The organism is Microbacterium sp., assembly GCF_036566905.1.
In the GTDB taxonomy this organism is placed as follows: Bacteria; Actinomycetota; Actinomycetes; order Actinomycetales; family Microbacteriaceae; genus Microbacterium.
The window spans coordinates 1-5,778 of the sequence record NZ_DATCVK010000163.1 but is presented as its reverse complement, the minus strand read 5'-3'; the positions used below and the strand labels follow the sequence as shown (position 1 = coordinate 5,778).

Annotated in this window: 7 protein-coding genes and 1 pseudogene; 4 read left to right on the top strand and 4 right to left on the bottom strand. The window is 71.8% G+C overall.

Translation table 11 applies throughout. From position 1 onward, the window contains the following. Both VIP82_RS12310 and VIP82_RS12305 read right to left on the bottom strand, forming a co-directional pair. Nucleotides 1-396 (bottom strand): annotated as a pseudogene (locus VIP82_RS12310) (ECF transporter S component); the annotation flags it as partial. A gap of 1 nt (nt 397) precedes the next feature. Next, the gene (locus VIP82_RS12305) at nt 398-943 is read right to left on the bottom strand and encodes a hypothetical protein (protein WP_331908962.1); all 546 of its coding nucleotides are present in this window, start codon (nt 941-943) and stop codon (nt 398-400) included. Between the two features lie 76 nt (nt 944-1,019). Between VIP82_RS12305 and VIP82_RS12300 the strand changes: the two genes are divergently transcribed. Both VIP82_RS12300 and VIP82_RS12295 read left to right on the top strand, forming a co-directional pair. Beyond that, nucleotides 1,020-1,940 (top strand): 1,4-dihydroxy-2-naphthoyl-CoA synthase, encoded by a 921-nt coding sequence (locus tag VIP82_RS12300; protein WP_331908960.1) that lies wholly within the window; start codon nt 1,020-1,022, stop codon nt 1,938-1,940. Between the two features lie 98 nt (nt 1,941-2,038). Beyond that, entirely contained in the window at nt 2,039-3,193 is a 1,155-nt protein-coding gene (locus tag VIP82_RS12295; RefSeq protein WP_331908958.1) for an AMP-binding protein, read from the top strand. Nucleotides 3,194-3,238: 45 nt separating this feature from the next. Here VIP82_RS12295 and VIP82_RS12290 read toward each other — a convergent pair whose 3' ends face one another. After that, a complete protein-coding gene (locus VIP82_RS12290; protein ID WP_331908956.1) occupies nt 3,239-3,622 on the bottom strand; it encodes a VOC family protein in 384 nt (127 codons plus the stop codon). A 91-nt stretch (nt 3,623-3,713) separates the two neighbouring features. On the opposite strand from VIP82_RS12290, the gene VIP82_RS12285 reads away from it, so the two are divergent. Next, entirely contained in the window at nt 3,714-4,697 is a 984-nt protein-coding gene (locus tag VIP82_RS12285; RefSeq protein WP_331908954.1) for a 1,4-dihydroxy-2-naphthoate polyprenyltransferase, read from the top strand. A gap of 227 nt (nt 4,698-4,924) precedes the next feature. Here VIP82_RS12285 and VIP82_RS12280 read toward each other — a convergent pair whose 3' ends face one another. After that, on the bottom strand, nt 4,925-5,275 hold the full coding sequence (locus tag VIP82_RS12280; protein WP_331908952.1) for a DUF4229 domain-containing protein: 351 nt from the start codon (nt 5,273-5,275) through the stop codon (nt 4,925-4,927). A gap of 101 nt (nt 5,276-5,376) precedes the next feature. Here VIP82_RS12280 and VIP82_RS12275 point away from each other — a divergent pair. Further along, the coding region (locus VIP82_RS12275) for a PLDc N-terminal domain-containing protein (protein ID WP_331908950.1) at nt 5,377-5,778 on the top strand (402 nt) is incomplete at its 3' end.

The following is a 5,778-nucleotide window of genomic DNA, read 5'->3' as shown; positions in this document are numbered from 1 at the left end:
CTGCGCGAACCGCACCGCGCGGGCGCCGTCGGCGAGCGAGGGGAGCGTGGCCGCCGCGATCGCGAGGGCTCGCGCGATGCCTCGGAGCGGTCCACGGCGCGAGGCGCGCGCGAACACGCGGTTGAGGTCGACGACGGCGTTCAGGACGCCGAAGGCGAGGATCGCCAGGGCGATCGGCAGGGCGCTGGCGGCGGCATCCCACAGTCCGTCGATCGTGACCGGGCCCAGCAGCACGACGTGCGCGAACGGCGGTGGCAGCCGCACCGCCGGAAGGTCCAGCAGCACGAAGCCGTCGCCGTCGGCCCCGTGGAAGAGGATGCGGTAGACGACCCGGGCCGCCACGAACCCTGCGGCGAGGATCGCCGCGGCACGCAGAGGACCGGGTCGGAACGTCATGTCAGGTCGTCGGCGCGGCCGGCTCGCCGTTCAGCGTGAAGAGCAGCTCGAGCGACTCGCCGGGCTCGAGCTGGAGGGTCGAGAGGCCCTCCTCGGCGTAGGCCCACTCGCCGTCGGCGGGCTTGATCCAGATCGACCAGTACGCGAACGCGGCGGGCATCGACTCGCACGTCTCGAAGTAGTCCGAGCCGTCCGCGGCGGGGATCGCGACGTCTTCGGCGGGGACGCCGTTGACGCGGCACACGACCTCGTCGCCGTACTCGTCCGTGCCCTCGGTCGTCACGTTCACGAGGGTGAGGGCGTCGGCCGCGGCGAGCGTCTCGTCGGTGCCGATGCACCATGCCTTGCTGTCGCCGTCCTCGAGGCTCGACGCGTCCACGGCGACGGTGATGCCGTCGTCGTCCCCGCAGGCGCTGTCGACGATCGCGACCGTCTTGGTCTCGGCGGGCGTGGGGGTGCCGTCGGGCGTGCCCGTGCAGGCGACGAGGGCGAAGAGCAGGGCAGCGGATGCCGCGGCAGCAGCCACGGTGCGAAGAGTCGAGGTCACCGATCCAGGCTAGTTGGCGGGCGGTGGTGTCCGGTGGCGGATGACGCTCGCCGACGCGCCGCCGTAGGCTGGCCGGGTGAGCGTTTCGGAACTGTTCGACGAGGACGAGTGGATGCCGGCACCCGGCCAGGCCGAGGGCGGTTACAGCGACATCACATCCCACGTCTCCCGCGACGGTCGCATCGCCCGCATCGCGTTCCACCGTCCCGAGGTGCGCAACGCGTTCCGCCCTCACACGGTCGACGAGCTGTACCGCGCGCTCGACATCGCGCGTCAGGATCCGCGCATCGGGGTGGTGCTCCTCACCGGCAACGGGCCGAGCCCCAAGGACGGCGGCTGGGCGTTCTGCTCGGGCGGCGACCAGCGCATCCGGGGGCGCGACGGCTACAAGTACTCCGAGTCGGCAGACTCGGTTGCCGAGTCCGTCGACGCACCCGCTCGCGCAGGGCGGCTGCACATCCTCGAGGTGCAGCGGCTCATCCGGTTCATGCCCAAGGTCGTCATCGCCGTGATCCCCGGCTGGGCCGCGGGCGGCGGGCACTCGCTTCACGTCGTGTGCGACCTGTCGATCGCGTCGGCCGAGCACGGCCGGTTCAAGCAGACGGACGCAGACGTCGGGTCGTTCGACGCCGGCTACGGCTCCGCCTACTTCGCGCGCCAGATCGGGCAGAAGTTTGCGCGGGAGGTGTTCTTCCTCGCCGAGGAGTATTCGGCGCAGCGCGCGTACGAGATGGGCGCCGTCAACCGGGTCGTGCCGCACGCCGACCTCGAGCGCGAGGCTCTCGCCATGGCGCGGACCATCCTCACCAAGTCGCCGACCGCGATCCGCATGCTGAAGTTCGCGTTCAACGCCGTCGACGACGGCATGGTCGGGCAGCAGGTGTTCGCCGGCGAAGCGACCCGGCTCGCGTACGGCACCGACGAGGCGGTCGAGGGCCGCGACGCGTTCCTCGAGAAGCGCGACCCGGACTGGTCGCCGTACCCCTGGCACTTCTGAGGACCCGCCGTGCACGAACTCCTCGACATCTCGCGACGGGGCGACGAGCCCGGCGAAACCCGTCCGTGCCGACGCGCTCCTGAGGAGCTGATGTCCGCATGAAGCTCGAACCCGTCGTCGGCGACGATCCCCGCGAAATCCTCCGAGCCCTGCGCGGAGCGCTCCACGGTGCTGGTCCTGCGCTGGGCCTGGGGCTCGTGAGCGGGCTGCCGAACGAGGTCCGGGCCGGCACCGCCGTGGTCGTCACGACGTCGGGGTCCACCGGCATCCCCAAGAGCGTCGTGCTCAGTCGCGACGCCCTGACCGCGAGCGCGCTGGCGACCGCCGACCGCATCGGCGACGGCGCCTGGCTCCTGGCCCTGCCGGCGAGCTACGTCGCAGGGCTCCAGGTGCTGGTCCGCTCGCTCGTCGCCGACCGCGAGCCGGCGATCCTGTCCGGCGCGTTCACGCCCCAGTCCTTCGCCGCCGCCGCGCTGCTGATGGTGTCGACCGATCGCGGCGAACGCATCCCGACGTACACGTCGCTGGTGCCGGCCCAGCTGTCGCGGCTGCTGGACGCCGCAGAGCACGACAGCTCCGTGCTCGCCGCCGTGCGCTCATTCGAGACGATCCTCGTCGGCGGCCAGGCGCTGCCCGCCGCGACGCTCGAGCGCGCCGAGGCGGCGGGGGCGCGCATCGTCCGCACCTACGGCTCGACCGAGACCAGCGGCGGCTGCGTCTACGACGGGGTGCCGCTCGCGAACGTGCGGCTGCGCATCGAGCGCGGCGAGGTGCAGGTGTCGGGACCCACCCTGGCCGAGGGCTACCTGGGCGACCAGATGCGGACGGATACCCTGTTCCTCCGCGAGCGCGACGGCACGCGGTGGTACCGCACCGGCGATGCCGGCCTGTTCGACGACGGTGTCCTGCGGGTGCGCGGGCGCATCGACAATGTCATCGTGTCGGGCGGCATCAACGTCTCGCTCGACCGCGTCGAGCGGATCGTGCGGGGGATACCCGGACTCCACACGGCCGTCGTCGTCGGAATCCCCGACGAACGCTGGGGCGAGGCATCCGTCGTCGTCGCCTCCCGCGGCGAGGCGCTGCGCCGCAGCGAAGCCGTCCAGCTGCAGGAGGCACGCACCGCCGTGCAGGCCGAGATCGGCGCGCACGCGCGTCCATCGCGCCTCGTGCTGGTCGACGAGCTGGCGACGCTGCCCTCCGGCAAGCCCGATCGCGAGGCCATCCGCCGCGCCGTCCTCGCCCTGCACTGATCCGCCTCGCCTGCCGCTCGAGGCTGCCGCGGTGATCGGAGCACGTCAGCTCTGCGGATACGGCCCGGTCTGCACGACGCAGAACCTGTTGCCCTCGGTGTCTTCGAGCACCACCCAGTCGGCGTCGTCGGGGTAGTCGTCCCAGTCGACTTCGCGGGCGCCGAGATCGAGGAGGCGCTGGATCTCGGCGGCCTGGTCTTCGGCATACAGGTCGAGGTGGATGCGCGGCGGGTAGTGCTGGGGGTATCCGGTGACCGACAGCGCGAGACTCGCACCCGGCGCCGCCCAATGCGCCTTGCCGGGCGGGTCGAGGATCACCCAGTCGTCGCTGGGCTCGCCGCGGCTCTCATAGCCGAGGGCCGCGCGCCAGAACTCGCCGGCGCGGTCGATGTCTTCCACGGTGAGGACGGTGGATCCGATGCTCAACATGGCCTCCATCATGCGCGCGACGCCCGACATCCGGCGAGGGGCTTGACGGCCGCGCCGGCCTTCATCGGCCGGACCCCTATGATGTGCATTCGTGGCAGCAACCTCCAGCAAGAAGCGCGGCGCCGCGGGCGCGAAGAAGCAGCAGCCTCGCGGCAACCCGCAGAAGGCGAACGTCACGCGCAGTCCTGCGCGCGTCGTGAAGCCCACCGCCGGCGATTGGATCGGCGCGGCACGGCTGCGCACCCTGCCGCTCGCGATCACGCCGATCCTCGTGGGCACGGGCGCCGCGATCCTCGTGACCGACGTCTTCCACTGGGTGATCGCGCTGTTCTGCCTCATCGTCTCGGTGTCGCTGCAGATCGGCGTCAACTACGCCAACGACTACAGCGACGGCGTCCGCGGCACCGACGACTACCGCGTCGGCCCTGCGCGCCTCACGGCATCGCGCAAGGTCAGGCCGCGCACCGTGCTGCTCGTGGCGCTGGTGTTCTTCGCGATCGCGGCGCTCGCCGGTCTCGCCATCACGATCCGCACGCAGCAGTGGTGGCTCCTCGCCGTCGGCGCGGTCTGCATCCTCGCGGCGTGGTTCTACACCGGAGGCAAGCGCCCGTACGGGTACTACGGCCTCGGCGAGCTCTTCGTCTTCGTGTTCTTCGGCCTCGTCGCCACCCTCGGCACGACCTGGGTGCAGGCGCTCGCACTGCCGCAGGAGGCCTGGTTCGGCGCGGTCGGCGTGGGACTGCTCGCGTGCGCGGTGCTGCTGGCCAACAACCTCCGCGACATCGACCAGGACCGCGTCGCCGGCAAGAAGACCCTCACCGTGCTCATCGGCCGCACCGCCACGCGCTGGCTGTTCACGGGGTTCGTGCTGGTCGCGTTCCTGATCGCCGCCTTCCTCGCGTGGATCGGGTACCCGATCGCGTGGCTCACGCTCCTCGCCCTGCTGGCGGGGCTGCCCGCCATCCTCATCGTGTGGACGTACCGCGATCCGCGCGAGCTGGTGGTGGCCCTCGGGCTCACCTCGCTCACCTCGGTCGCGTACGGCGCCTTCCTCATGTGGGCCTTCATCGGCTGAGTCGGATGCCGCGCCCAGCGCGTCCGCGCCCGGCTGCGCGAGGCGACGCCGCGGCGGGTGGTCGTGGCGGCATCCGGGCTAGCGCCGGACACGCTCCTTTGCGGTCTGCGCACTCCCATGGCAACAGGTCAACCGCGCTTGCACAGGACGTTCAGCGGCTCATTCTCCTGTGGAAGCGCGGTTGACCTGTTGGAGGATGCCGCAGGCACTCCGAAGGTGCGCGCAGCTCAGGCGCGGGCGTCGGGTGCGTCGGTCTCGGGTGCGGCCTGCGCGGTGGGCGCGGCGGCATCCGCCGCGCTGGGCGGGGCGGGGGTGGCGGCGTCGGCCGCGGCATCCTCCGCCTGCTCGTCGGTGACCGCGCGGCGCGACCGGGCACGGCGTTCGGCGAGACCCGACGTCGCGTCCTCGAGCGGCTTGCGCAAGAACAGCACCGACAGGCTCAGGCCGATGAGCGCGGCGAAGATGGCCGCGAGCCAGTAGTACTCCTGCATGATCGGGAACAGCATCAGGATGCCGAACGGCACGAGGAACGCCAGCAGCCGCAGCACCGAGTAGACGATGGCCGAGCGCGCTTTCACCCATCCATCCTACGTTCGCGCCGCGGGCGGGTTCGGCGACGGTTGCGTCACGGAGCGTCCGCGCACGCCCACGCCGGGCCGCGCCCGCCTAGGATGGGAAGATGCCTCGGGTGCTGTTGATACTGGCCCTGGTGGCGACCGCGTTCTGGGTCTTCACCATCGTCGATTGCGCGGTCCAGCCCCCGAGCCGCCACCGCGGTGTGAGCAAGCCGGTCTGGATCCTCATCGTCGTCCTCCTGCCCGTCCTCGGCGGCCTGCTCTGGCTCGTCGTCGGACGCGTGCGCGCCTCGTCCGTCGCCGCCCGCCGGGCGCCGGACGACGATCCCGAGTTCCTTGGTCGCATCGGCACGATCAGCGACCAGGACGAGCGCATCCGCCGCCTCGAAGAGGAGCTGGCGCAGCTCGACGCCGAGAGCGACGACCCCCGCTGGAGCCCTCCGCTCGGGCCTGCGGCATCCGACGACGCCACTGCTCCGGGCGGAACGGCCGCCGCCGGCGGCACG